The sequence below is a fragment of the Actinomyces oris genome (genome assembly GCF_001937445.1).
GTDB classification, from domain to species: Bacteria; Actinomycetota; Actinomycetes; order Actinomycetales; family Actinomycetaceae; genus Actinomyces; species Actinomyces acetigenes.
In genome coordinates, this window is record NZ_MSKS01000001.1 from 120,746 (window position 1) to 147,195 (window position 26,450).

General features: G+C 65.6%; 11 protein-coding genes. 4 read left to right on the forward strand and 7 right to left on the reverse strand.

Going from position 1 to position 26,450, the window contains the following annotated elements; translation table 11 throughout:
* The first annotated feature begins 271 nt into the window (after positions 1-271).
* Both BKH20_RS00465 and BKH20_RS00470 read left to right on the forward strand, forming a co-directional pair.
* A complete protein-coding gene (locus BKH20_RS00465; protein ID WP_256692949.1) occupies positions 272-6,406 on the forward strand; it encodes a type I polyketide synthase in 6,135 nt (2,044 codons plus the stop codon).
* Complete coding sequence (locus BKH20_RS00470) at positions 6,406-10,701, forward strand: type I polyketide synthase (RefSeq protein ID WP_081381542.1); 4,296 nt, start codon at positions 6,406-6,408, stop codon at positions 10,699-10,701. The genes BKH20_RS00465 and BKH20_RS00470 overlap by 1 nt, the downstream gene beginning before the upstream one ends.
* Before the next feature lie 103 nt (positions 10,702-10,804).
* On the opposite strand, the gene glgB is transcribed toward BKH20_RS00470, so the two are convergent.
* The 7 genes from glgB to glgX form a co-directional block, all read right to left on the reverse strand.
* Positions 10,805-13,054 (reverse strand): 1,4-alpha-glucan branching protein GlgB, encoded by a 2,250-nt coding sequence (gene glgB, locus BKH20_RS00475; RefSeq protein WP_256692944.1) that lies wholly within the window; start codon positions 13,052-13,054, stop codon positions 10,805-10,807.
* 74 nt (positions 13,055-13,128) lie between these two features.
* Positions 13,129-14,763, reverse strand: coding sequence for a phosphotransferase (locus BKH20_RS00480; RefSeq protein ID WP_075389485.1), 1,635 nt, complete (start codon positions 14,761-14,763; stop codon positions 13,129-13,131).
* Positions 14,763-16,685, reverse strand: a complete 1,923-nt coding sequence (treS, locus tag BKH20_RS00485; RefSeq protein WP_075389519.1) for a maltose alpha-D-glucosyltransferase — start codon at positions 16,683-16,685, stop codon at positions 14,763-14,765. Before treS ends, BKH20_RS00480 begins: the two co-directional genes overlap by 1 nt.
* 26 nt (positions 16,686-16,711) lie before the next feature.
* On the reverse strand, positions 16,712-18,871 hold the full coding sequence (locus BKH20_RS00490) for an alpha-1,4-glucan--maltose-1-phosphate maltosyltransferase (protein WP_276565250.1): 2,160 nt from the start codon (positions 18,869-18,871) through the stop codon (positions 16,712-16,714).
* 131 nt (positions 18,872-19,002) lie between these two features.
* Positions 19,003-20,115: a tryptophan--tRNA ligase gene (gene trpS / locus BKH20_RS00495; RefSeq protein WP_075389486.1), complete on the reverse strand. Its 1,113-nt coding sequence runs from the start codon at positions 20,113-20,115 to the stop codon at positions 19,003-19,005.
* A 64-nt stretch (positions 20,116-20,179) separates the two neighbouring features.
* The gene (locus tag BKH20_RS00500; RefSeq protein WP_075389487.1) at positions 20,180-21,907 is read right to left on the reverse strand and encodes an alpha/beta hydrolase; all 1,728 of its coding nucleotides are present in this window, start codon (positions 21,905-21,907) and stop codon (positions 20,180-20,182) included.
* Between the two features lie 43 nt (positions 21,908-21,950).
* Positions 21,951-24,368 carry a glycogen debranching protein GlgX gene (gene glgX, locus BKH20_RS00505; protein ID WP_075389488.1) on the reverse strand — a complete coding sequence of 806 codons (2,418 nt, stop codon included), beginning with the start codon at positions 24,366-24,368 and terminating at the stop codon, positions 21,951-21,953.
* Positions 24,369-24,571: 203 nt separating this feature from the next.
* Between glgX and BKH20_RS00510 the strand changes: the two genes are divergently transcribed.
* Positions 24,572-25,330: an electron transfer flavoprotein subunit beta/FixA family protein gene (locus tag BKH20_RS00510; RefSeq protein WP_075389489.1), complete on the forward strand. Its 759-nt coding sequence runs from the start codon at positions 24,572-24,574 to the stop codon at positions 25,328-25,330.
* A 99-nt stretch (positions 25,331-25,429) separates the two neighbouring features.
* Entirely contained in the window at positions 25,430-26,410 is a 981-nt protein-coding gene (locus BKH20_RS00515) for an electron transfer flavoprotein subunit alpha/FixB family protein (RefSeq protein WP_075389490.1), read from the forward strand.
* Positions 26,411-26,450 lie beyond the last annotated feature (40 nt).

Sequence of the window (26,450 nt, forward strand, 5' to 3'; positions counted from 1 at the left end):
GGCGGCGAGAATCAAGCAGACGGCTGACACGTGGAGGTCGGTCAACAAACTCAATCTTCTCGACGGGCGTGCCGCGAGGGCCCAGCGCACTAAGTCCCCCTTCATTCAGGGGCCCATGACGAGAGTCAGCGATGTTCCAGAATTCGTCAAGGAGGTGTGTGATGCCAATGCGTTGGGAACGCTTGCCCTGGCGGTCGCGAGTCCGTCCCAGGCGGAGGCGCTGCTGACTCAGGCTGAGGCCGTACTGCAGGGACGGACATGGGCCGTGGGCATGCTGGGATTTCTCGATGAGGCTCTCGTCCGGCGGCACCTGGAGCTCGTTCAGCAAAGTTCTGCCTCCGCTGTGGTGCTCGCTGGAGGTCGCCCGTACCAGGAGAAGCTCCTTCGGGATGCGGGAAAGCAGTGCTTCGTTCATGTCCCTTCCGCGGACCTGCTTCGTACATTCGTTGCCGCTGGCGCGCGGTGCTTTGTTTTCGAAGGTGCGGAGTGCGGCGGGCACATCGGCCCTCTCTACTCACTCCCTCTATGGGAGCTTCAAGTCAGCGTCCTTCTGGAACTCGTCGACGATCACAAAGTTGCTGCCGAGGATCTTGTGATTGCGATGGCCGGCGGGATACATGACTCCTCCAGCGTCGCGATGGCTCTCCTAACCGCAGCGGATCTCGTGGAGCAGGGCAGTGCGGTCTCCCTACTCATGGGAACGGCGTACTCGCTCACCACCGAGGCGGTGCGGACGGGAGCGGTGACCCAAGACTTTTGCGACGTTGTTACAAGTGCTACGTCGAGTGCCAGGCTGGAGACCGCTCCCGGGCACACTACCCGCTGCGCACCTACACCTCTGGTCGAAGAGATTCATGCGGTGAGAGAATCTAAAATCCGTGCCGGCGAACCTGATCAGAGTATCTGGAGGTGTCTGGAGGAGATGACGCTCGGACGTCTCCGCATGGCGACGAAAGGCCTCGTACGGGAAGGGGAAGAGTTGCGTCCGGTCCCGGTCGATAAGCGTCATGAGGGTGGCTTGTACATGACCGGTGAAGTATCCTTGCTTATTCAGTCCACCAGTAACACTAACGAGTTGCATGAAGGAATTCTGAAGGGGCTTAATGAGGTCGAGGAACGGCTTGACGAACTCTCTTCCTCTCGGCGAGCGAATGTCTTCGAACAGGATTCGGACGATCAATCATCGTGGGGTGATGGAATTGCCATTGTGGGCATGTCGGGTCTGTTCCCCGGAGGTGGTGGAATCGAAGAGTTCTGGACCCACGTTCTGGAGTGCGATGACCTTGTGACTGATGTCCCTGATCAGCGCTGGGACAAGGAGATTTTCTATGATCCAGGTGCTCGAAATGTGCCGAGGGCTGACAGTGCGAGAGGCGCTTTTCTTCCTGCTGTTCCCTTTGATCCCGTATACTTCGGTATCCCGCCGCTTTCGCTTACCAGCATTGAGCCCGTGCAGCTGCTCGCGCTGGAAGCAGCAAGGCGTGCTCTGGTCGATGCAGGCTTAACACCTGGAGAAGTGAGCGAAACGGTCAGCATCGTTTTTGGTGCAGAGTCTGGCAGTGATCTGTCTGCAGGAATTTCCTTACGTACGGGGTTGCCAGCGTTCACTGGCGTCCTTTTAGATGGATTTGATGCCGCACTTCCCCGTCTCACGGGAGACTCTTTCCCTGGAATGTTGGCTAATGTCGTATCCGGGCGTGTTGCGAACCGTCTTGACCTGTCGGGATCGAACTTTGTCGTGGACGCTGCATGCGCGTCATCTCTTGCGGCGTTAAAGGTAGCCTGTCATGAGCTTATTCTTGGAGATTGTGACGTAGCGTTGGCTGGCGGTGCCGATACTCATAACGGTATTGGAGACTTCGTTATGTTCTCCTCGGTGGGTGCACTGTCGAAATCTGGTCAATCACGTCCGTTTGACAGGGAAGCTGATGGCATCGTCCTCGGAGAGGCGGTTGGGTGCGTCGTGCTGAAACGCGTCGGGGACGCGTTGCGCGATGGTGACCGCATCTACGCCACCATCCGTGGAATGGGCTCAAGCAGCGATGGACGTGCCTCGGGTCTCACCGCACCGCGCCCAGAGGGGCAGCGTCGGGCGCTGGAGCGAGCGTACCGGTGTGCAGGTGCGGATCCGGCATCGGTCGAACTCATCGAGGCACATGGGACTGGTACCGTCCTCGGCGACCGCATCGAGCTCCAGGCGCTGACGGACTTCATGACTGCTCACGGGGCCGATCGTGGACAGTGCGTCGTTGGGTCGGTAAAATCTCAAGTCGGTCATACTAAGTGTGCTGCGGGCTTGGTCGGGCTGGTCAAGGCTGCACTGAGCATTAATCAGGGAGTACTGCCTCCAACGGCAATGCTGGCTAGTCCCAACCCGATATGGGATCCCGGTTCTTCTCCTTTTGTCTTTCGCGGCACCGCCGCCCCTTGGCCTCGTGAGCCTTCTGCTCGTGTTGCTGGAGTAAGCGCATTCGGATTCGGCGGGACCAACTATCACTGTGTTCTGACTGGCGAGCATTCGAAGCCGCGCTACTTGCCTGATCCGGAGCGTCCGGTTCTGACGGCAATACGTGGAGACTCTCTGGAATCAGCTCAGGATGTCGCTCGGGCCGCCGTTGGCGTTCTGTCTGAGGGCGGTAGCGGCTCCGATGTTGCGAGAATGCTGTCGGAACGCTACGTCTCCTCTTCTGCGCCCGTTCAGATCGCCTTCACCTTCCGAACCACCGAGGATTTGTCGCGAGCGCTCCATGTCGCGGTCGACGGTGTCACCGACCCGGGAGTGCACAGGAGATCCAAATCAATGCCCGACACAGTGCGTCTCGCCGTCCTGTTCAGTGGCCAGGGTTCGCAACGGACCTCAATGGCCCGGACGATTCTGCAGAGGCGGCCCGGGCTGTCGTGGCTGGTTCAGGACCAAGGATCGCTTATCTCACGCTGCTTCCCACCGCTTCGCTTCGCTGACGGTGAGATGGAACAGGATGAGTGCGCTGTGCGACGCACTGACCGTGCGCAGCGTCTCCTTGCGATGGCGGAGTTGGCTGGATGGATGGCGTTCTCCGAGCTGGGAGCCGAGGTCTCGATGTTGGCCGGACACAGTTTCGGAGAGCTTGTGGCGCTCGCTGCAGGGGGATCAATGTCCTCAAGCACTCTGTACGGCTTGGCACGTGCCCGGGGCGAGGCGATGAGGCGAACCGGTGATGGAGGAGCGATGACCGCGCTGCGGGCGGGGATCGAGGACGTCACGGCACTGTTGGATCGTCAAGGTGATTCATCACTAGCCATCGCCAACATCAACTCCTCCTCGCAGGTCGTTGTCGGCGGACCACAAGAAAGAGTGGAGGCGCTCGAGCGCGCTGCGACCGAGGCCGGCATCGTCTCGAGGCGCCTGTCAGTGTCAGCCGCGTTCCACACCCAGCAGATGGAACCCGCTTCAGCGGAGTTGGCCGCAGCAGCCTTGGAAATGGTCATGGCCCCACCGAAGGTGCCGGTATATAGGAATGCCGCCGCCACCCCGTACGGCGACCAAGATAGGGTGGGAGAGGAACTGGCGTCACAACTGCGGTCTCCTGTTGACTTCGCGCGGATGGTTCGCACCATGGCGGACGATGGAGCGACGGTGTTCCTTGAGATCGGTCCGGGACGCGTTCTGTCTCCTTTGGTGACCGCCACCACTGGGTTGGAGTGCCTCAACCTGGATCTCAATGCCGCCGCAGACGTCCTCCCGGACCTCGCTGCCCATCTACTGACCCGCGGGATCAATCTGAATGTTGGGTGGTTGCGTCGTGCGATGGAGCCAACGTCGGCGATCGGTCCCGAGTACCGAGGGATCGTCGTTGACGGGATGGGCGTCGACACGCGGGGGAACGATATCGAGGGACTGACACGTCGACCACGCCCTTGCGTAGCGATCGTAGAGTCTGGCGTTTCTTCGACGGGGCTGTCGCGAGCGACAGAGTCCCCTAGTTCAGTGTCAACGTCAACGGTCTCGCAGGTAGGCTCATCCACCTACGTTCAGGGCGGGGAGGTCGCGGAGTCGGAACTATGGGTCTCTCAGACGGATGAACTTCTAGGACGACCCATCGCGCTAGATCTGGCTCGAGCTTTCGAACGTCCGATGCAGTTGGCGGTGGCCGATCAGCATCAGGAAGAATCCGCAGAATTTCATCAGAGTGCTAGACGCGCACCATCCCTATCGGAAAGGACAGGACAAATGACGACTGTTAACGACGTCGTACTGGAGTATTTGAATACTTCGACCAAAATCGCAGACAGGCAGGCTGAGATTGTTCGCACCCTAATGGAAGGCGTTTCGGCAGACAAGAGCGGTGAGGTGACGGAGTTCAATGAACGACGTGCCGAACCAGATTCTCGTTGGCTGATTGAAGCGAGTGCCCAGCAGCACGCATGGCCGACTTCATCTGATGGAATTCTCGGCGATGAGATTAAGGCGGAGGATTTCCAGCTCAATTCCGGTAAGGAGTCGACCCACCCTAGTTCGTCCATTCCAATCGTTTCGGAAGCCATGGTTGACCGTCATGATGACACTCCAACGTTGGCAAGCGACGAAGTTTTGAGAACAGCAGATGAAGTTGCTTCGACGGAAGTTGGCCACAGTGTCGGTGACTCCGTTATTAACGTTCACGATATTGTGCTATCCGTCATTGGGGAACGTACTGGTTACCCGGCGACGATGATTGAGGACGAATTGGATCTCGAGTCTGATCTCGGCATCGACTCGATCAAGCGCCTTGAGATTGCGGGCGATCTTGTGCGCGAATGTGGTCTCGACGTTGACAGTATGAACAACAATGATCTCGAGGACTTGTCCAAGTCCCGTACTGTTGCTGCTATGACTCAGTGGTTGCTGACACAGCGAGGTGTGAAGGGTGAGACTCTGAGGAGTGATCAGGACTGCGATCCTCAGCAGAGCACGGCCGAGAGCGAGGTGGTGGACGCCCAGCCCTTTCGCCTCGAGCTAAGGATGTCGGAGGCGCTCGCTCCTCGTCCACTTGACGACGGCACGGCCCTGCGCCTGGTCCGGACGGATCATCCCGAGGAGACCAGTGCACTGGCATCCGAGCTCGGTACCCTCGTGCACGACCCAAATCTCGATGAAGTCCCTCCAGGAAGCGTGCTCATTGACTTTGCCGACGATCGCGGCCCCGATAGAGAACTACCGGGCTACTTCGACACGCTTAAGAAACTCGCCTCTACACCAGGCCTCGAGGCGCTCCTCGTCGTCAGACGAGTCACATGCGATCCGATCGACCGGACGCCCGGCCGTGGCGCCGACGGCATGCGCGGGCTGATGCGGACGCTGGCATTGGAAGTGCCTGACGTACTTGTTCAATATACGGAGGTGGACCTCCCTGACATCGATGATGCCACATGCGTGCGCCGAGCGATGGACTTTACATATGACCACGCTCCAGTCCATGTGGTGACCGACGAGGGCGCGAGCAGTTTCGAACTTGTACCGGCTCCTCTGGATGCCTTGGTGAGGACCGGGTCTGGCCCTTCTGACGATATCATGGGAGGTCTTGGTGCGGTGGGACTGAGCCCGGGTGCAACGTTCGTGTTCTTTGGTGGCGGCAGAGGCATCACATCAGTTGTAGCGCAACGGCTAAGTGCATTATGCCCCGGATATGCATATATCTGTGGTTCGAGTTTCCCTCCGCGTGAGAGTGATCCTAGAAGCGTATTAGGTGCCGAAACCTTGGTCGACTTGCGGCAAGCTCTCCAATTAGAAGGTCTCAGTGATCTTGGCAAAATCGAGAGCGAGGCGCGCCGTGTGCTATCGGAACGAGAGATTCGCGAGACGCTAGTTAGTTTAGAGGCATCTGGCAGTACCGCGGAGTATCGGCGTGTCGATGTTCGTGATGCACATGCGGTTGAGGAGTTCCTTGCCTCGGTGGCGCAAGAGCGCGGGCGGATTGACGGAGTCGTGTTCGGCTCGGGTATTAACCGGGACCAGTTGCTCTCGCGGACGACTCGAGATCAGTTCGAGCGTGTTTACTGCACCAAACAAGACGGTATTGATAATGTCATCGATGGTATTGATTCTTGCGGACTTACGCCAGGGTTCGTGATTGCCTTCGGTAGCATTGCCGCAGTGCGAGGCAGTCGGGGGCAGATTGGATACGCGGCAGGAAACGATGGAATGCAATCTACGCTCACCAGATGGGGTCGTGAACGCGGCGTGCGAACTCTCACTATCAATTGGGGACCTTGGGCCCCTCAGGGTATTCACTCCGGGATGGTTTCTTCTGAGCTTGAACGAAGTTTTCTAGCTGGTGGGAGATCGCTGATCAATCCTTCGGCGGGTGCTGATGCTGTTGTGAATGAACTTTCTTGGGGACCGAGAGACTGCAATTCGGTCGTGTATCTGCCGCGGGGGTGGTACTGATGTCTGATGACAATATTTCCAACGATAATATGTCACGCCCCGCCCTGGCTGTCGTCGGGATGAGTTCCCTTTTTCCCCGATCTTTAAGCGTCGATGAATTCTGGGCTAATAGCGTGACGGGCATCTCGGCCTTTCGTGAAGCGTCGGAGGATAGGATGCCACGAACCTTCGTTGACCAGAATGCTTCTGGGGTGGAGGGCGTTTACGGTAACATCGGTGCCTTTATCGACGAGGGTCTCGCCGTTAATGTCGAGGGTCTTGGCCTGTCGCCTCGCGCGGTCCGTGCGATGGAACCCGATCAGGTCATCTCTCTCGCTTTGGCAGATGAAGCACTTCTTGATGCTGGCAATCTCCTTGATACGGTGCCGCGTGAGAGAATTGGAGTGGTATTGGGGAAGGGGGGGTACGTCGCTCCAGCAGGAATTCGATTGACCAACCGTCTTCGAGGTTCTCGGCAACTTGAAGCAAGTTTGAATGAGCTCTTTCCGACGATGAGTTCCTATGAGATTATGGAAATTATAAATCGGTTTAGGGCTTCGATCTCGGTCGGAGACGGAAGCGACGCTATCGGCCTGGTGTCCAACCTTTCTGCGGCGAGAATCGCAGGTCACTTCGATCTGCGGGGCGGGAGTTGGACGACGGATGCCGCATGCGCCTCGTCTCTTGTCGCCCTGGACACCGCGATGTCGCAGCTTGCGTTGGGCATCGTGGACGCCATGGTGGTGGGCGGCGTGCACCACTGTCATGACGTTAGTTTCTGGAACGTCTTCTGCCGCATGGGCGCCATGTCTCGGCAGGGTCGTGTGAGGCCCTTCGACGAGCGAGGGGACGGGCTCCTCATCGGCGAGGGCAGTGCCATGCTCATTGTCGAGCGCCTCGATACTGCACTGGCTGCCGGTCGGCGAATCCACGCCGTGATCGAGGGCGTGGGTGTGAGCTCGGACGGAACTTCGGGCAGCCCTGTGCGTCCCGGTACTCAGGGGCAGGTGCTGGCCATGCGCCGTGCATGGCAGGAAGCAGAAGTCGATCCCGCGGACGCGTCTTTCAGGCTCTATGAGGCCCATGGCACTGGAACGCCGGTCGGGGACGCTGTCGAACTAGAGTCGATGGTAGAGCTTGTCGGTCAACCTGATCATGAGATCACAATCTCGACAGCCAAATCGTACATCGGGCACGCAATGCCAGCTGCGGGGGCAGCGGGGCTGATCCGTGCGATTTGTGCGACCCGTGACGGCATCTTGCCGCCCTCGGTGGTGCCGTCGGAACCGCTTCCACAATTGGGAAGGAGGTTGACGATCAAGCCGGTAGCACAGGTGTGGGAAACAGAGGGCGACTGCGTGCGTCGCGCTGGTGTGAGCGCCTTCGGATTCGGAGGAGTAAATGCGCACGTCGTAATCTCCCAGCCGCCTAAGTCGGGATCTGCGTCCCCGAGCCGCTCGCTCCTTGACATCGCTTCGCGGTCACGATATGCATTCCGACTGCGCGCGCGCAGCCGCCAGGAGGCGATTGAGGAGCTTCAGGGGTTGAGCACCGCCGAGATCATGAGCCAGCCAGCGGGAGCCGCATGGGGAGACGGTCCGGTCCGAGTGAGCCTCAGCGATCCGACCGACGAGCGCATCGCCATGCTGATCGATAGCCTCCAGGAGCGGCGCGGCGTATGGTCGATTCCTGGTGCGGGCTTCGTCGACCAGACAGAATTCGGAACCGGGGGTCGCATTGTCGGTGTGTTCCCTGGTCTCGAGGGCGGATTGTTTACATTGGAGGAAGACGGAAATTTCTCGGAGCATGCGTATGACTGGCGTGAGCACACTCGTGCCGTGCTGGAGGAGGGGTGGATAGAAAGCCAAGCTCTTCGGGACGCGGGAATCGTTTTCGACGATCTCGTCGGCACAAGCCTGGGAGAGTTGACCGCGTTGCACTTCGCAGGTGCTGTTAATTTGGCTGAAAAACGTTCGGAGTTCGCGACGCAGCTTCTTGGCGCAGTGTCGGCACCGGAGACGGGATATCTTCTCGTCGTTGCGGACCGAGAAAGCACGGTTCCCCTGCTCAAGGGACTCGACCAAACTTGTCTGTCGCATGACAATGCTCCGAACCAGTGTCTTGTCGGTGGGCCAGACGATGAGTTGAACATCGTCACCGAGCGAGCCCAAGCCAGGCGCCTGACGGCGAAACGCCTCGACTTGAGGTCTGGTTTTCATACCCCGGCGGCGCGCCCTCACGTTCAAGAGTTGCGCCGGGCACTTGACACCATGACTTGGTCATCCGCTGACACCCCTGTGTGGTCCTCCGAGTCGGCCTCTCGGTACGAGGTTGACCAAGGGGATGCTCCGGAGCAACTCGCTTCAGCCATCGTGAGGCCGGTGAGGTTCCGTGACACGATCGAGGCGCTGTACGCCCACGGTGCCCGCGTATTCGTCCAGATTGGCAGAGGGACAGCAGACAGTCTGATCGATTCGACCCTCGGAAGTCGTCCCCACGTCTGTGTGAGAGTGCGCCCAAATGCGGAATATCTCGCTGAAGATGTCCTGTGGCTCAAGGAGCTGATGTGGTGCACGAGGAAGGAGGAGGCTGCCTCTGCGAGACGAGGGCGTTTCTCGATTGCAGGACGCTGCCAGGCGAGCCCGTTCGACGTGACGTTGGATCTCGGAACACCGTTGGCACGTCTAGGAGGATTAGGCAATGAGGTTGGGATGTGGAGGGCCGGTCCGAGTCCTATCGCTGCTCCGAGTCTCGCGTCAGCAGCGCCTGAGCATGTCGCTATCTCGACTCAGACAATGCCCTTTCTGCTCGACCACTGCTTCTACCGACAGGCGCCGCAGTGGCCAGATGTCGAGGATAGATGGCCGGTGGTGCCTGGAACCACTATTCTCGATCTTATTCGACAGATGCTCGAGCGACATAATCAAGGGAGTAAGGTGGTCGAATTCCGTGACGTGCGATTTCTGTCGTGGCTTCCCGCTGAGCCGAGACAGGATGTGGAATTTCGATATGATGACGGCGATGACGGTTGGATCCGTGTGAGGTTCGGCGAGTATGCGAGCGCCTCTGTCCGTTTGGCTCGCCAGTATGAGAAATGTGGAGATGCGGTGCCGCAAATCCTTGAGACTTGGTCTGCGTGTGAGTTGTCGGCGAAAGAACTTTATTCTAGGCGAATACTGTTTCATGGTCCGAGTTTCCAAGGAGTGACATTTATCGGTCCGATCGGTCCTGAGGGAATAGCGGGGCGTGTTCGTCCTTCGGATGTTCCCGGGGCGGTCATGGATTGTATGGGACAGATTTTTGGGTACTGGCTGATAGCGACTCAGACAAACAATACCCGCATGCTTCCGGTTTCTATTGCCGAAGTAGATTTCTTCGCTGACATTCCGAGTTCGGGTGACGATCTTGATTGTCATGTACAAATCGTAGACCTCAGAGATGACGTCGTTGTTGCGAATATTGTCCTGAGTCGTGGGCGGCAGGTGATTTGTTGTGCTCGAGGATGGACCGATAGAAGGTTTGATAACTCTCCTCAGACTCAGGCGGTAGAAAATTGGCCTGAATTGCATGCCCTCTCTCGTGCCCAGGTCGACGGTTGGGTAGTGTGCTCCGAGCCCTGGAGTAACCTTTCTTCCAGGCAGATGACGATGCGCAACTACTTGGGATCCCCTGAACGGAAATACTACGAGTCTCTACCGGTAGTCCGTCAAAGGCATTGGCTTCTCGGCCGAATAGCAGCGAAGGATGCTATACGTGATCTACTTTGGGAGGAAGTAGCTCAACCAATCTTCCCGGCGCAGATCACCGTTGTCCCCGGCAAGGATGGAAGTCCGGAGGTCCATGGGCGTTTCGGTTTCTCAGAGGCCGAGGGTGTGATCGTCTCAATCGCCCATGTCGCTGGCCTAGCGGTCGCGCTGGCGCGTCGCGATGACGGTGTTGCGGTCGGTATCGACATCGAGGCCTGCGCTCCTAGGAGCGAGGAGCAGTTGAGGTTGGGATGGTCGGCGATTGAACGAGACCTCGTCATGCGAGCTCAGGCCGCCTTTCCGGCAACCGACTGGTGGACCGTCACGTGGTGTGCGAAGGAGGTTGTTGCCAAGGCGCATCGCACGGGCCTGACTCCGTCACCCCGGAGCTTCGCCGTGGCCCGCATCGATCCGCGGGGACATCGTCTCGCCGTGGCTCGCCCGAATAGCACCAGCGAGATCATCGTTCGGTGGACGACAATGACGAGGGCGCAAGCAGGACTGACCAGCGGCCCTGAGCGCTACGTTGTGGCATGGACCGGCGGTCGGGGCCCTGAGAGTAGGGGCTGAACGCGCCGGTGCCGTTCACAGTCCAGCGTGAACGGCACCGGCAGGCATGCCCCTTGGCCATGACAAGGAGGTCAACGCTGCCAGGGCTGACCTCCCTTCGGCCTCAGTCCCGGCTGGGGCGAAGGAAGACCGCGCCCATGGGGGGGACTCGCAGGCGCACCGAGGCCGGGCGGCCGTTCCAGGGCAGCTCCTCGGCCTCAACACGGCCCAGGTTGTTTACGCCGGAGCCTCCGTACTCCTCGGAGTCGGTGTTGAGGACCTCCTCCCAGTCTCCGGCGAAGGGCAGGCCCACCCGGTAGCCCTCGTGCGGGGTGCCGGCGAAGTTGACCACGCAGACCACGAGGTCCTCGCGGCCCTCGGCGTCAGTGCCCTTGCGCAGGTAGGACAGGACGTTGTGGTCGCCGTCGCCGGCCTCGATCCACTCAAAGCCCCGGTGCGAGAAGTCCTCGGTCCACAGGGCGGGGGAGTCCTTGTAGAGGCGGTTGAGATCGCTGACCAGGCTCAGCAGGCCCTGGTGGCCGGGGTCGTCCAGGATCCACCAGTCCAGGGAGTGGTCGGCGTTCCACTCCGCGCCCTGGCCGAACTCCTGGCCCATGAACAGCAGCTGCTTGCCCGGGTGCGACCACTGGTAGGCGTACAGGGCGCGCAGCCCCGCAAGCTCCTGCCAGGCGTCGCCCGGCATCTTGGACAGCAGCGAGCCCTTGCCGTGGACGACCTCGTCGTGGCTCAGCGGCAGGATGAACTGCTCGGAGAAGGCGTAGACCAGGGAGAAGGTCAACTCGCCGTGGTGGTAGCGGCGGTTGACCGGGTCCTCGGCCAGGTAGCGCAGGGTGTCGTTCATCCACCCCATGTTCCACTTCAGCCCGAAGCCCAGGCCCCCGCACTCGGTGGGGGCGGTCACGCCCGGCCAGGAGGTGGACTCCTCGGCGGTCATGATGATGCCGAGGTGCTTGCGGTAGGCGGTGGCCGTGGACTCCTGCAGGAAGCTGATGGCCTCGAGGTTCTCCCGCCCGCCGAACTGGTTGGGGTGCCACTGGCCGTCCTGGCGGGAGTAGTCCAGGTAGAGCATGGAGGCCACCGCGTCCACGCGCAGGCCGTCGGCGTGGAACTCCTCGAGCCAGTACAGGGCGTTGGCCACCAGGAAGTTGCGCACCTCGTTGCGCCCGAAGTTGAACACGTAGGTGCCCCAGTCGGGGTGCTCGCCGCGGAGCGGGTCGGGATCCTCGTACAGAGCGGTGCCGTCGAATCGCGCCAGCGCCCACTCGTCCTTGGGGAAGTGGGCCGGCACCCAGTCCAGGATGACGCCGATGCCGGCCTGGTGGAGCTTGTCCACCAGGTAGCGGAAGTCGTCCGGGGTGCCGAATCGCGCCGTCGGGGCGTAGTAGCCGGTGACCTGGTAGCCCCAGGACCCGCCGAAGGGGTGCTCGGCCACGGGCAGGAACTCCACATGCGTGAAGCCGGCCTCCTTGACATAGGGCACCAGCTCCTCGGCCAGCCCCCGGTAGCCCAGGCCCTGGCGCCAGGAGCCGACATGCACCTCGTAGATGCTCATGGGGCCGCTGTGGGGGTCGGTGGCGGCGCGCCTGTCCATCCACTCCTGGTCCTGCCACTCGTGGAAGCGGTCGGTGACCACCGAGGCGGTGGCCGGGGGGACCTCGGTGGCCCGGGCCATGGGGTCGGCCTTCTGGTGCCAGGAGCCGTCGGCGAAGCACAGCTCGAACTTGTAGCGGGCGCCCACGCCCACGCCGGGGATGAACAGCTCCCACACGCCCGAGGAGCCCAGGGAGCGCATGGCCGTGGCGGTGCCGTCCCAGTAGTTGAAGTCGCCGACCACGCGCACCGCGCGGGCATTGGGGGCCCACACGGCGAAGGCGGTTCCCTCGACCTCGCCCATGGGGCCCGAGTAGCGCTTGATGTGGGCGCCCAGGACCTCCCACAGCTCCTCGTGGCGGCCCTCGGAGATGAGATAGGTGTCCATCTCGCCCAGGGTCGGCATGAAGCGGTAGGGATCATCCACCGTCACGCTCTCCTCGCCATAGGTGACAGTGAGGCGGTAGTCGGGGATCTCCTGGCCGGGAAGCAGAGCGGTCCACACCCCGTCCTGCTCGTGGGTCGCGGGGTAGGAGCCCTGCGCGGTCTCCACCACGACGGCGTCGGCCAGGTGCCGCACCGTGCGCACGGTCACGCCGTGCTCGCCCACATGGGCGCCCAGGATCTCGTGGGGGTTGTGGTGGCGCGCATAGGCGATATCGGACAGCACCCACGGCTCCACGTGGATGGGGGACGGTCCGGAGGGGGCCGAGGCGGCCGAGTCGGGGACGTCGTCGGGCTCAGGGGTAGTGGAGTCTGTCATGCGGCAACTCTTTCATGCGAAGGTGGGTTCGGGGGAGGGTTTGGGCGATCAATGGCCGGCGGCGCCGACGGCGCTCATGAGGATGATTCGCTGGGCGCCTCCTGACCGGCCGAGAGGCCCTGAAGGAGCGAGGCGATGGCCGCCACCGGGATATCCAGCCAATCGGGACGGTTGCGGGCCTCGTAGACGGCCTCGTAGAGGGCCTTGTCGAGCTCCAGGCAGGTCAGGACCGTCTGATACGAGGCCTCTGCCTGCTCCTCGGTGCTGGACGCGGTCGGCGAGGGCTCCGACGAGCCGGTCTCCTGGCGCCCCTGGCGGTAGCCCTCCTCGAAGGCGGTGCGCACGGCGGGGAGCCAGTCGGGGTGGGGGGCCTTGCCGACGGCGGCGGCGTAGTCGAAGGAGCGCAGCATGCCGGCCACGTCCCGAGCCGGCAGGTCGGGGTCGGAGCGCTGGGCCAGGGGGCGCAGGGGCTCGCCCTCGAAGTCCAGGACGTACCAGCGTTGCTGGCCGCCGATCTCGTGAAGCACCTGCCCCAGGTGGTAGTCGCCGTGGATGCGGGTGACCGGCTCCAGTGCCTGGAGCGCCTCGAGCCGCTCCAGGGTCTGCTCCACCTTGAGCTCCAGGGCCCGGATGTGGCCGGAGAGCTCGGGCACCTCCTCCAGCGCCCACCGGGCGCGCTTGCGCAGGGAGGCGGCGAGCTCGGCCGGTGCCGGCGGGCGGCTCGTGCCCAGGGACGCGGCCAGGTGGTGGTGCATCTGCGCGGTCGTGCGTCCCAGATCCCGGGCCAGGTCCACGGCCCGGGCCCGCACCGGCCCGTCGACGTCGTCGGTGGAGGCCAGTGAGCAGAACAGCTCGAAGCCGTCATCGGCGCGGGGCACGAAGCTGCAGGCCACGGCCGAGTCGGTGGACTCCTCCAGGGCCGGCTGGCCGCAGCCGCCCACGCGCGTCCAGGTCAGGGTGGACCAGGCCACCGGTGTGCGCACCCGGTCCCAGCCGCTGCGGGCCAGGGCCACCGACAGCTCCACGTCGGGGTTGCGCCCGTGCTCCAGGACCCGCAGCAGCTTGACGATGAGGTCACCGGTGGCGGCGTCCTGCTCGCCAAGAGCCTCGGCGGGGTCGGTGGGCGCAGGCAGGATGACGGAGGTGTTGGACTGCTCCCCGGTGGTCACCCGTAGCCTCGGCGCCCGCTGGGCGATGGCCAGGGCGCCGGCCTCGCTCAGGACTGTGCCCGCCTCCAGCGCGCTCAGGGCCCAGGCGCGCCAGAAGGCCGGGTGGTGGGCGCCGTCAACGAGCGCCACCTGCGCAGGTGCCCCGTCGGAGGCGGTGGTCGCCAGCAGGCCGTGGTTGCCGGGGGCCTCACCGGGGGTGGCGAAGGAGTCGAGCGCCTCGGCGGCCTCCAGGACCACCGGCACGTGCAGCAGCACCATCCCGTCGCGGTGACCGGTCTCGGCCTGGTTGCCCCGCAGGGCGGCGATGACCAGGTCGCGCACCCCCTCCTCCGGCTCCCAGGAGGCGATCATGCGCAGGGAGCCCAGCGGTGGGGCGGCGTCCCCCTTGAGCGGGAACCAGCGTCGCTGGAGCATCCATGGTCCCAGTGCCGCCAGGATCTCGGCGTCACTGGGCCAGGTCGACGGCGCCTGAGCACTGCGTAGGGACCGTGCCGGCACGGTGGCGGGCTGCGGTACGGCGGAGATCGGCTTGTTGGGCATCAGACTTCCTCGGTCGGGTAGTACTCGTGGTCGCTCTGGGGGGCGTCGTCGGGCTCGGCCGGGTCAACGGACAACCAGTAGTATCCGCGCGCGCCCAGCGTCAGGGTGAGGCGGCCGCGGTCGTCGACGGGCGGGAAGGCGCAGCCCCCGAACAGGTCCGTGGTGCCCCTGCCCGCCAGCTCGGGGACCTCGATCGTCACCGATCGGGGGGTGGCCGAGAGGTTGGCGACGCACAGGAGGGTCTCGCCCCCCTGCCCTGGCTCCTCGTCGCAACGCGTGTGCGCCAGAACGGCGTCGTCGCTGGTGGAGCGCAGGAGGAAACTCCCGCGGCCCAGCACGGGGTGGGCGCGACGCAGGTGCAGGATCCGTCGGGTGAAGTGCAGCAGCGAGTCGGGCCGGGCCATCTCAGTGGCCACCGTCAGGTGCGCGTACCCAGGGGCCTGGATGAGCGGAAGCGCCAGGGCACCGGGGTCAACCACGGAGGAGAAACCCATGTTGGGGGAGTCGTCCCACTGCATGGGGGTGCGCACGGCGTCGCGGTCCTCCAGCCAGATGTTCTCACCCATGCCGATCTCGTCGCCGTAGTAGAGGCAGGGGCTGCCCGGCAGCGATAGGAGCAGGGCATAGGCCAGCTCCACCTCGGCGCGCGAGGCGTCCAGGAGCGGGGCCAGGCGGCGCCGGATCCCGATGTTGGCGCGCATGCGCTCCTCGGGGGCGTACCAGGCGTACATCTGGTCGCGCTCGGCGTCGGTGACCATCTCCAGGGTCAGCTCGTCGTGGTTGCGCAGGAAGGTCCCCCACTGCCCGTGAGCGGGGATGTCGGGGGTCTTCTCCAGCACCCAGCGGATGGCCTCGGCCGAGCCCTGCCGCAGCGCGAAGAAGATGCGCGGCATGACCGGGAAGTGGAAGCACATGGTGCACTCGGGCACCTCCTCGGTGCCGAAGTACTCCACGACGTCCTCGGGCCACTGGTTGGCCTCGGCCAGCGTGATGGTCCCGGGGAACTCCCGGTCGAGCATCTCGCGGATCCCAGCGATGATCTCGTGGGTACCGGCCAGGTTCTCGCAGTTGGTGCCCTCCGACTCGATCAGGTAGGGGATGGCGTCGAGGCGGAAGCCGTCCACCCCGGTGCGCGCCCAGAAGCGGATGACGTCGTGGATGGCCTCGATGACCGCCGGGTTGCGGTAGTTGAGGTCGGGCTGGTGGGAGAAGAAGCGGTGCCAGTAGAACTGGCCGCGCTCGACGTCGTAGGCCCAGTTGGACTCCTCGGTGTCCACGAAGATGATGCGGGCGTCGTCGTAGCCGGAGTCGTCGTCGGCCCACACGTAGAAGTCCCCGTAAGGACCCTCGGGGTCCGAGCGGGAGGCCTGGAACCAGGGGTGGGCGTCCGAGGTGTGGTTGACGACCATGTCGATGATGATGCGGATCCCACGCTGGTGGGCCTGGTGGACCAGCTCGCGGAAGTCCTCCATCGTCCCGTAGCGCGGGTCGATGGCCGTGTAGTCGGAGATGTCGTAGCCTCCGTCGCGCCCGGGGGAGGGGTAAAAGGGCGGGATCCACACGCAGTCCACGCCCAGCCACGCTAAATAGTCCAGCCGGGAGATGAGCCCGCGCAGGTCCCCGACGCCGTCGCCGTCGGAGTCGGCAAAGGAGCGCAGCAGCGCCTCGTAGAAGACCGCCGTGCGGAACCACTCGGGGTCCGGGCTCAGGCCGGGCCGGGCCTGAGCGGGCAGGACCGGTACGCCGGGGATCGGCGGTGCCACCGTCATCGGCATGGGGATCCCGCCGCTGGGGGTGGGCAGCGCCGCCATGGCCGCGGTTCCGGCAGCGGCCACGGGAGCCGCTACGGGGACACTCCCCGGCACGGGCTGGCCGAAAGGGCCGACCGGCACTGCGGCCTGCGGCTCGTTGCCGGCGGGCATCGGGCCGATGCTCATCGGGTCCGTGCTCACAGCGGCTCCACGGAGAAGACGTGGGCGACCTGCCCGGCGAAGGGATCGAGGCGCACGTAGTTCTGCCCCGACCAGTCGTAGGTGTCTCCAGTGAGCTCGTCGGTCACTCTGACCACCGGGCGTGAGGCGTCCACCCAGCCCGGCAGGCCCAGGGCCCCCAGGTTGAGGTAGACCTCGCCGGCGCGCGCTCCGTGCGGGTCGAGGTTGACCACCGTCAGGACGACGTCCTCCCTGCCCGTGGGGCTGTGGAAGGCATCCACCCGCTTGGAGTAGGCGAGGAGCTGGTCATCGCTGGTGGGGTGGAAGTAGATGTCCCGCAGCTGGCGCAGGGCCGGGTGGGAGGATCGGGCGGCGTTGAGGCGGGTGAGCAGGTCCTCGATCCCGTTGCGACGGGCGGTGGCGAAGTCGCGCGGCTTGTACTCGTACTTCTCGTTGTCGATCTGCTCCTCGTAGCCCGGGCGCGGCGTGGACTCGGCCAGCTCGTAGCCCGAGTAGATGCCCCAGGTCGGCGAGAGCGTGGCCGCCAGGACGGCGCGCAGCTTGAAGGCCGGCACCTTCCCGTTGGTCATGAAGGGCGTGAGGATGTCGTGCGTGGTGGGCCAGAAGGCTGGACGCAGTAGGTGGGCGGTGCCCTTGCTGAGCTCCATCATGTACTCGATGAGCTCTTGCTTGGTGTTGCGCCAGGCGAAGTAGGTGTAGGACTGGTGGAAGCCGATCATGCCCAGGGTGCGCATCATGGCAGGACGGGTGAAGGCCTCGGCCAGGAACAGCACGTCGGGGGACTCGGCGTGGATCTCGGCGATGAGCCGCTGCCAGAAGGCCAGGGGCTTAGTGTGGGGGTTGTCCACCCGGAAGATCGTCACGCCGTGTGCAATCCAGGTGTGCACGACCCCCAGGATCGCCTGATAGATGCCCTCGGGGTCGTTGTCGAAGTTGAGCGGGTAGATGTCCTGGTACTTCTTGGGCGGGTTCTCGGCGTAGGCGATCGAGCCGTCGGCCAGAACTGTGAACCACTCCGGGTGCTCGGTCACCCACGGGTGGTCCGGGGAGCACTGGAGCGCCAGGTCCAGGGCCACTTCCATACCCAGCTCACGCGAACGGGCCACCAGGGCGTCGAAGTCCTCGAAGGTGCCCAGGTCAGGGTGGATGGCGTCGTGCCCGCCGTCGGGGGAGCCGATGCCGTAGGGGGAACCGGGGTCACCGGGCTGGGCCGTCAAGGTGTTGTTGCGACCCTTGCGGTTGGTCAGGCCGATGGGGGAGATGGGCGTGAGGTAGAGGACGTTGAAGCCCATGGCCGCGATGCGGTCCAGCCGCTCGGTCGCACTGCGCAGCGTCCCCGAGTGCCAGGTGCCGTCCTCGTTGACCCCCGAGCCCAGCGAGCGCGGGAAGATCTCATACCAGGAGCCGATCAGGGCGCGCTCGCGGTCCACCTGGAGGGGGTACTCGGCGGAGGGGGAGACGTGGTCGCGCAGCGGCAGGCGCTCCAGGGCGGCCTTGACCGAGTCCGACATGCCCGCAGCCAGGCGGTCGGCCACGGGGTTGGAGGGGTCGCGCATGATCCACACGGCGTCGTTGAGGGCCTTGACACCCTCCTCGTCACGTCCCTCGATGGCCACCGCCCGGTCCAGGACCCGGGCGCCCTCCTCCAGCATGAGCTCGACGTCGATCCCGGCGGGCACCTTGATGCCGGCGTCGTGACTCCAGGTGGCGTACGGGTCCGACCACCCCTCGACGCGCAAGCGCCAGTCCCCGGGGGCGTCGGGCGCCACGGAGGCCTCATAGCGGTCCAGTCCCGGGGCGATGTCGTGCATGCGGGCGCTCGGGCCGTCACTGCCGTCGGGACGTACCAGCACCGCAGTGGCGCCGTAGCAGTCGTGCCCCTCGCGGAAGACGGTGGCGCGGATCGGGATGACCTCGCCGACGACAGCCTTGGCCGGCCAGCGCCCGTCCTCGACGACGGGAAAGACCTCCGTGACCGGGATCCGGCCGATCAGCGAGAACGGGGCCGGCTGTGGCGCCGCGGAGCTCGTGGACGGCACCGCCGGCGTGGTCTGCGTCCCGGTGCCCTGGGCGGGTGCATCGGTGGGAGCGGCAGAGGACTTGGAGGGACGGGTGGACTGCTTCTTGCCGGCCATCGGCGTCGTGTTCGGAGTCACAGGAACAAGACTACGGTGAGAAACGAGCTGAGTCACATGCCGGCTCGCAGGGCGCGGATCGGCCCGGTACGCGTGTCGCGAACCGGGCCGATCGGGTGGCTGGGCAGGTCGGCTCAGCGGCCGGCAGGCCCTCAGTAGTTCATCTGCATGGCGGTGCGGACGTCGTCGAGCGTCCTGGTGGCGACCTCGTTGGCCCGGGCATTGCCCTGCCGCAGGACCTCCAGGAGGTAGTCCTCGTTGGCCGCCAGCTCGGTGCGACGGGCCCGGATGGGGGCGAAGAACTCGTTGACGGCCTCCGTGGTGACCTTCTTGAGCATGCCCGCCCCGCCGTCGCCGATGCGCCCGGCGATCTCCTCGGGAGCGCCCGCCCCGCACAGGGAGGCCAGCATCAACAGGTTGGAGACCTCGGGCCGGTTGACCGGGTCGTAGGTGATGACGCGCTCGGAGTCCGTCTTGGCCTTCTTGAGGGCCTTGGCGGTCTCGTCGGCGCTCATGCGCAGCTCGATCGTGTTGCGGCGCGACTTGCTCATCTTCTCCCCGTCCAGGCCCAGCAGCATCGGAGCCTGGCTGAGCAGTGCCTCGGGGCGGCGGAAGACCGGGTGGTCCTTGACCGCCCGTCCGTAGCGCTTGTCGAAGCGCTGGGCGATGAGCCGGGCCTGCTCCAGGTGGGGGAGCTGATCCTTCCCGACGGGCACGAGGTTGGCCTGGCAGAAGAGGATGTCGGTGGCCTGGTGGACCGGGTAGGTGAGCAGCAGGCCGCTCATGGCCCGCCCGTCGGTGGCCTCCAGCTCGGACTTCACCGTGGGGTTGCGGTGCAGCTCGGACTCGGTGACCAGGGACAGGAAGGGCAGCATCAGCTGGTTCTGGGCCGGGACCGCCGAGTGGGCGAAGATCGTCGAGCGCTGCGGGTCCACGCCCACCGCCAGGGCGTCGGTGACCAGGGACAGGACCCGCTCGCGAATGGGGCCGACGCCGTCGCGGTCGGTGATGACCTGGTAGTCGGCCACGAGGATCCAGGTCTCCACGCCCGCGTCCTGGATCGTCTTCCAGGAGTGCATGGTGCCGAAGTAGTGGCCCAGGTGCATGTTCCCGGTGGGGCGGACCCCGGTGAACATCCGGTAGCGGCCGGGGTTGACGGCGATATCGGCCTCGATCTCGGCGGAGCGGGCGATGGATCGGGCCAGGGAGGCGTCATTGGTGGCGTTGGCCAGGGCCTCCTCGGCCGCGGTGGGAGTCTGAGTCATGGCCTCATCCTAGGGGGTGGTGGTGCCGTGACGGACTGGGGGCCGGCGTTGCCCGGCCCCGGGCTCAGTCATCGGAAGGCTGAGTGGCCAAGGCGCGCTCCAGCTCCTGGCGGGCCTGGGCGACGCGCTCGGGAGTGAAAGAGCTGTCATGACTGATCAGGGCCAACCCATCGAGGATCTCGGCACCGTAGCGGTGCCCGTGCCCAGCAGGCACGTTCATCGCCCGCGGCAGGTCCGCGCTCACTTGGAAGAAGGTGATGTAGGGCATCCAGCGCATGGTGGGGGAGCGATCCTTCCCAGGCTGCTCCCGTAACCAGTCCGGTGTCTGACGGATCAGCCTCGGCGACCACCACACCACCGGGTCACTCGCATGCTGGATGTAGAGAATCCTATGGTCTCCCCAGGTGGTGTCGCCGGCGAAGGCCTCCATATCCTCCTGGTCCTGGGCGAAGCGCACCGTCAGGCCGGCCGAGTAGGTGGGGTCTACCTCCCCCGTGCCCGGATCGCGCCGCGTCACCAGGTCTTGCCACAGTCTCGAGGAGTTGGGCGGGCCCGCCCACAGGACGCCGTCGACCGAGTCCAGGACGTCGGCCAAGCTGTCGAAGGCGGCCTCACCGGCCAGCACTCCCATCGACTCCCCATACAGCAGCAGCCGGGGCCGGTCGCCTTCTGGAAGCGTCTTCCACCAGGCCACGACAGCCGTCACCAGCGCCTTGCCGGAGGCCCTGGCCTTGTCGGTGTCGGCGATGAACTGCACCCCTGAGGGCAGGTAGGAGTACTGGGCGGCCGCGATCGCCGTATCGCCGTCGTAGAGCACCTCCAGTGACAGAGCCGCCACTGGGTCCACCCAACCGGTCCCCGTCGTCGGGGCGATCATGATCGCCGAGCGGGAGGCCGCTCCGGTGCGCTTCAGCTCCTCGACGACGAGTGCGGCCCGTGCCTGGTCGCTTCCCGCGCTCTCCAACCCGGCGTAGACGCGGATCGGCTCACTGGCCGGCCGGGAGGTCACCTTCTCAAGGCCCTGCGCGTTCAGGCCCCGGCCCACAAAACGCTTGCCATAGGCCCCCAGGGACTCCCACGCCACGAGAGACTCCGGCGAGCCCGAGCGCTCGGCCGCCGTCGGCCGCGGCGTCGAAGGCGGATCCGCACTGTTGCGCACGGAGAAGGCCGACTCCGCGCCCCGGATGATGATGCCCGGGATCGCCTGGTTCACCAGCGTGAATACCAGCACGAGCACGATGATCCAGGAGGATACCGAGCGCACCGGCAGTGGCAGTCGCTGAGGCAGGTGCCGCTTCAGCCAGGCCTCCAGGTGCAGGAAGCCGCGCCCCACCATGACCAGGGCCATCCAGATGCTGAAGCCCACGGGGAAGACCAGCAGGTACTGCGCGGGCGTGTAGGCGCGGTAGTCAGTCAGGGAGGCCACCTGCTGCTGCCAATGGACCGCCTGCAGCAGGATCGCGTTGAGTCCTAAAACCACGATGACGCTCAGCGTGATCTCCACCCGTCGCCTCCAGCGAGGCACCCAGGACGGCAGACTCCTGCCACTGGCCTCCCACAGGATCTGCACCACCTTGCTCACCCAGGTACGCCAGTTCCACGACAACCAGACGCCTACGAGGTAACCGGTTGCCGCGCACAGCCCGCAGGCCACCCCCTGGAAGAGGATGTCTCGGGGGATGAGCGACGGTGTCAGTGCCAGGACGAAGAACACTGAGCCCAGGACCAGTCCTACCGGGTCCGGCCGCAGACGGTCCCAGGCGCGTTCAACAGGGGGAGGAAACGTCAGCATCGGGCACCAGCCTATGCCGAATCAACTGTCTGGTGCGGCAGCCCTAGCTGGCACCGACCGCCTCGGTCTGTTCGGTCTGGGGACCCGCCTTGAGGGTCTCGAGCGGCTCACCGGAGAAGTAGACCCGAAGGGACAGCGCCTCCAGCATCGTCGTGTCACCCGGGCGGTCGTGATGGCAGTCCGTGAGACTCTCAACGGTGTGACCCTCAGGGCTGCCCGCCACGGTCTTGACGTCCTTGACCTCGCCGGCGTCGTCCGTCTCGATGATGACGTCGGTCTGAGTGTCTTGGGGGCTTCGGCTCACGCGCCGCGCCTGGGAGAAGGGGGCGGTATGAGGCTGGGGGACCGCCCAGGTCGAGTCCCAGGCCAGGTGCCAGTCGGTTCCGCGCCCCTCGGGCAGGACGACGTCGACCTGGTCCAGGGCGCCGTTGATGACCACGAGCATGTCGTCGTCGTCCCAGGGGCGGCCCGAGCGCAGCATCTGGACCACGCGAGTGAGCGGGTCGTGCCAGGAGTCCCCGTCCATCGGTGCGGCGTCCGCCCGGTACCAGGCCAGATCCGCGATCGTGTCACCTTCAAGGACCTGCCCGGTCGCGAAGCGCGAGGGGCGCGCCACCGGGTGGGTGTGGCGCAGGTGGATGAGGAAGCGCGTCGTGGCGACCAGGTCGCGCTGCCAGACCTCCAGGTTCCAGTCCACCCAGGAGAGCACGGAGTCCTGGCAGTAGCAGTTGTTGTTGCCCTGCTGGGTGCGCCCCATCTCGTCGCCGGCCACCAGCATGGGGGTCCCGGCGCTCAGCAGCACGGTGGCCAGTAGGTTGCGCATCGACCGGCGGCGCAGCACCTCGATCGGGCCACCGTTGATGCCCTCGACGACGTCTCCCTCAAAACCGTGGTTCCAGGAGCGGTTGTTGGAGTTGCCGTCGCGGTTGTCCTCCTTGTTGGCCAGATTGTGCTTGTGGTCATAGACCACCAGGTCACGCAGGGTGAAGCCGTCGTGCGCCGCTACGAAGTTGACCGAGCCCAGCGGGCCGCGACCGCCGGGGAACTCCCCGTGGCTGAACAGGTCCGCGCTGCCCGACAGGCGCGTCGCCAGGTCACGCAGGTCCGAGCCCAGACGGCCCTTGGAGATCTCTGAGGCGTCGTGCAGCCAGAAGGAGCGCGTGGTGTCGCGGAAGTGGTCGTTCCAGTCCTGGAAGGGCTCGGGGAACTGGCCGGTGCGCCAGCCGCCGGGCCCCACGTCCCAGGGCTCGCTGATGAGCTTGACGGTGCTGAGCACCGGGTCCGTGGCGATCGCCGTGAGCAGCGGGTGGCGCGGCGAGAACTCCGCAGCCTGGCGGCCCAGGGTGGTGGCCAGGTCGAAGCGGAAGCCGTCGACGCCGACCTCGGTGACCCAGTAGCGCAGCGAGTCCAGGGCCAACCGGATCGCCCCGGTGGCCCGGAAGTCCACCGTGTTGCCGGTGCCGGTGACGTCCATGTACTGCGCCGGCAGGTAGGGGGCGTGCAGGTAGTAGTCCAGGTTGTCCAGGCCGCGCAGGCTCAAGGAGGGGCCGTCGACACCGCCCTCGCAGGTGTGGTTGTAGACGACGTCGAGCACGACCTCCAGGCCGACCTCGTGGAGCATGGAGACCATGCCGCGCACCTCGTCCAGGACCGCCTGTGGGCCGGCTGCACGCGCCGCGGCCGTGGCGTAGGAGGGCTCGGGCGCGAAGTAGCTGAGAGTGGAGTAGCCCCAGTAGTTGGTCAGGCCCCGCTTGATCAGGAAGGGCTCGCTCACCGAGGCGTGGATCGGCAGCAGCTCGATCGTGGTGATTCCCAGGCCCTTGAGGTGCTCGACCGTCACCGAGTGGGCCAGCCCCGCGTAGGTGCCACGAAGATCCTCGGGCACGCCCGGCAGCAGGTAGGTCAGGCCCTTGACGTGGGCCTCGTAGATGACGGTGCGCTCGCGAGGCACGCGCGGCCCCGGAACCACCGGGAAGGTGTCGCCGGTGACCACGCCGACGGCGGTGGCGCCGGCCGAGTCCAGGTGCGAGGGCCTCCAAGGCTCGGCCGCCGGAACCAGGTCGTCAGTGACCTCGTGGGCGTAGACGGCCGGCCCCAGATCCACTCGGCCGTCCAGGGCGCGGGCATAGGGGTCCAACAGCAACTTGTGGGGGTTGTAGAGCAGGCCCTCGTGCGGGTTCCAGGGCCCGTAGGCGCGGTAGCCGTAGCGCTGACCGGCTCCGACGCCGGGGACATGTGCGCTCCACAGGCCCCGCGAGGGCCCGTGCATCCCGATCCGGGTCTCTTCCACCACGGCGCCGTCGGCACCCATGGTCAGCAGGCACAGGTCCACGGCCGTGGCGTGTGGGGCGTGGACCGCGAAGTCCGCGCCGTCTCCGTTCAGGGTGACGCCCAGCCCGTGGTCGGGAGCTGCTGGCAGCTCGGCGCGCGGTGCTGGGGCGGGCTCTGGCGTCGAAGACATGGGCCCATTGTCCTGGCGGCTGCCGGTTGCTACCACTTGAGGGGTAGTGAGGTCTCCCTCGTAGGAGTGCGCCGCGTCGCGTTTAGGCCACCGGGCGTGACGGCGTCGTCATCATTTCGTCGTTCCGATCCTCGTCCTGACGCCGTGTCAGGGTGACTGAGCGCTCAGTGGTGAGATGCCGCTGTTATGGCAACCTTGATCCCATGAGAATCGTGGTCTGCATCAAGCACGTTCCCGACGTGCAGTCCGAGCGCCGTATCGAGGACGGTCGACTCGTGCGCGGCGAGGAGGATGTCCTCAACGAGCTCGACGAGAACGCCGTCGAGGCCGCCGTCACCCTGGCCGAGGAGGCCGACGGCGAGGTCATCGCCCTGACCATGGGGCCTGAGGACGCTGAGGACGGGGTGCGCCGCGCCCTGCAGATGGGGGCCGACTCCGGGGTCGTCGTGGCCGACGACGACCTGGCCGGAGCCGACGTCGTCACCACCGCCCGGGTCCTGGCCGCCGCCATCGAGCGCATCGGCGAGGTCGACCTGGTTGTCACCGGTATGGCCTCCCTGGACTCCATGACCTCCATGCTGCCCGGCGCCCTGGCCGCCGCCCTGCACCGTCCGGCCCTGACGCTGGCCAACCACCTCGAGGTCGACGGCGGCGTCGTGACCGTCACCCGCACCGTGGGCACCGTCCGCGAGGTCCTCAGCGCTGCGCTGCCCGCGCTCGTCAGCGTCACCGACCAGGCCAACGAGCCCCGCTACCCCAACTTCGCCGCCATGCGCGCCGCGAAGAAGAAGCCCATTGACTTCTGGGACGCCTCCGAGCTCGGCCTCCAGATCGCCGAGCCGGCCGTCGCCGTCGTCGACGACGAGGCCCGACCCGCCCGTGAGGCCGGCATCATCCGCACCGACGCCGGGGAGGCGGGCCGCGAGCTCGCCGCCTGGCTCGTGGAGAACAAGCTCGTCTGACGGCCGGCCGCAGTGCCCGCCCACGTCCCCCAGCCGGGGCGCTGGACGCCGTCGCGCCGCTCGTCCGCCTCATACCACTCGCGAAAGAAGCTGATTCCCATGCTCGATGCCCCCCTGCTCGTCCTCGTCGACCTCGAGACCACCGAGGCCGCCCCCACCGGCCCCAGCCTGGAGCTGCTCACCGCCGCCCGGGAGCTGACCGGCGGCGACGTCGTCGCCCTGGCCCTCCAGCCCCTGGGTGAGGCCGCCCGCGCGGCCCTGGCCGGCGCCGGCGCCACCCGCCTACTGACCGCCGACCTGGGCGAGGCCGCCCACCTGCCCGCCACCGCGGCCGATGCCGTCGTGGCGGCCGCCGGCACCGTCCAGCCCGCCGCGGTCCTGGTCGTCTCCGACTACCGCGGCAAGGAGCTGGCCGGGCGGGCCGCCGTCGTGCTCGGCTCGGCCTGCGTCTGCGACGTCACCGCCCTGGAGGCCTCCGGCGCCGAGCTACGCGCCTCCAAGCTGGTCCTGTCCGGCTCCTGGTCCACCACCGCCGGCGTCGCCTCGGGCGGCAGCGCGCCGATCATCGCCGTGCGCCCCGGGATCGCCGAGGTCACCACGGCCGAGGGCGCGCCCCTGACGGCCGAGCCCCTCGAGGTCCCCGTGAGTGCCGAGGCCGCCGCCGTGCGCCTCGTCTCACGCGAGGCCACCTCCGTGGCCTCCGGCCCCGCCCTGAGCGAGGCGCGCACCGTCGTCGTGGGCGGCCGCGGTGTGGACGGCGACTTCGACCTGGTCCGCTCCCTGGCCCAGCCGCTCGACGCCGCCGTCGGAGCCACCCGCGTGGCCTGCGACGAGGGCTGGATCGAGCGCAGTGCCCAGATCGGTCAGACCGGCGAAACCATCTCTCCGCGCCTGTACATCGGCCTGGGCGTCTCCGGTGCCGTCCACCACACCAGCGGCATCCAGGGGGCCGGCACGGTCGTCGCCATCTGCGACGACTCCGAGGCCCCGATCTTCGAGATGGCCGACTTCGGCGTCGTCGGCGACGTCACCGAGGTCGTGCCCCAGCTCGTCGAGGAGCTCGCCAGGCTGCGCGGCTGATACGGCAACGGGTGGACGGACGACGCGGCACCGATCGATC